This window comes from Alicyclobacillus contaminans DSM 17975, assembly GCF_000429525.1.
In the GTDB taxonomy this organism is placed as follows: Bacteria; Bacillota; Bacilli; order Alicyclobacillales; family Alicyclobacillaceae; genus Alicyclobacillus_A; species Alicyclobacillus_A contaminans.
Genome location: NZ_AUCA01000105.1, coordinates 1 through 1405 on the forward strand (window position 1 = coordinate 1; position 1405 = coordinate 1405).

The 1405-nt window shown below is 55.9% G+C and carries 1 protein-coding gene; it reads left to right on the top strand.

Annotated elements, in window-relative coordinates; genetic code table 11:
• The first annotated feature begins 120 nt into the window (after positions 1–120).
• Positions 121–1344 carry an IS256 family transposase gene (locus G463_RS0117345; RefSeq protein WP_026976127.1) on the top strand — a complete coding sequence of 408 codons (1224 nt, stop codon included), beginning with the start codon at positions 121–123 and terminating at the stop codon, positions 1342–1344.
• Positions 1345–1405: the final 61 nt, after the last annotated feature.

Here is a 1405-nt window from a genome sequence, read left to right on the forward strand (position 1 = left end):
AGTAGAGTCCGGTATGCTGTGTAAAAAGGGATGGCGCCCCGGGGCATAAATATGAGCCATCCCACCCTCTTTGGTAGAATGTGAGATTGGTCAGAATCACATCACCAGGAGGGATAGAAGATGGCTCAATACCAGATTACCCTGAACGACGAAACTTTGAAAGACCTCTTTCAGCAGGATGGGGGTGTAGCGAAACTCGTCGAGCAGGTGCTCAATCAGGTATTACAGGCCCAAGTGACGGAACAACTGAGGGCGGCACCGTATGAGCGGACCGATGAGCGGCAAGGGTACCGGAACGGGACTGTCCCTCACACCCTTACCACCCGTGTGGGCCGGCTCACTCTGCGCGTACCCCGGGTACGAAATGGACAGTTCTCTACCGAGCTGTTTGCCCGGTACCAGCGAAGTGAACAGGCACTGGTCCTGGCGCTGATGGAGATGGTGATCAACGGCGTCTCGACCCGCAAGGTGGCCAAAATCACCGAAGAACTGTGCGGAACGGAGTTCTCCAAGTCCACTGTCTCGGACCTGTGCAAGCGCCTGGATCCCATCGTTCATGCGTGGAACAACCGCAGTCTGCGGGAGCACCGCTACCCCTTTGTCCTTGTTGACGCTTTCGTGTTGAAGATTCGAGAGGATGGGCGAGTACGTTCTCGAGCCGCCATGATTGCCGAGGGGATCAACGAAAAGGGTTACCGGGAAGTTCTGGGTTTGATGCTAGGGAACAGCGAATCGGAGGCGAGTTGGCGAGAGTTCTTTGCCTGGCTGAAGAGCCGAGATCTTAGGGGCGTCGACATGGTCGTGTCAGACAGTCATAGCGGATTGGTCAAGGCGCTCCAGACCGAATTTCAGGGTTGCACCTGGCAGAGATGCCAGACGCACCTCATGAGAAATCTGCTGGATGCCACCCCCAAAGCGTTGCAGGAGGACGTCTACAAGCGTGTACGAGCGATTCTAGAGGCACCAGACCTGAAGACGGCTCGACTGCTGATGAATGAGTTTGTGGAGGAATTCGCTGACAAAGCGCCCAAGGCCGTGCGGGTGCTGGAGGACGGTTTTGACGACGTAACGGCGGTTCTGGCGCTGCCAGACCGATACCGTCGCCGGCTGCGGACGACGAATGGTGTGGAGCGGCTGAACGAAGAAATCCGGCGCAGAGAACGGGTGATTCGCATCTTTCCGAACCGAGAATCCGCTATCCGGCTGTTGGGGGCGCTGCTGATGGAAATCGACGAAGCCTGGACCACGGGACACCGTTACCTGAATATGGACGAGTACTGGCAGTGGAAGAAACAGCAGCAAGAATCAGGCCAACAAGCTAAGCTCCATATCCTAAACGCCTGACTGTGAACATTTTGTGACGTCTACCAGAGACGGGATTTTACACACAATCTCGGACTTGATC

What these genes read in the sequence shown, in the direction of transcription:
- G463_RS0117345 (WP_026976127.1), top strand. Translation starts at nt 121, where the DNA reads ATGGCTCAATACCAGATTACCCTGAACGACGAAACTTTGAAAGACCTC.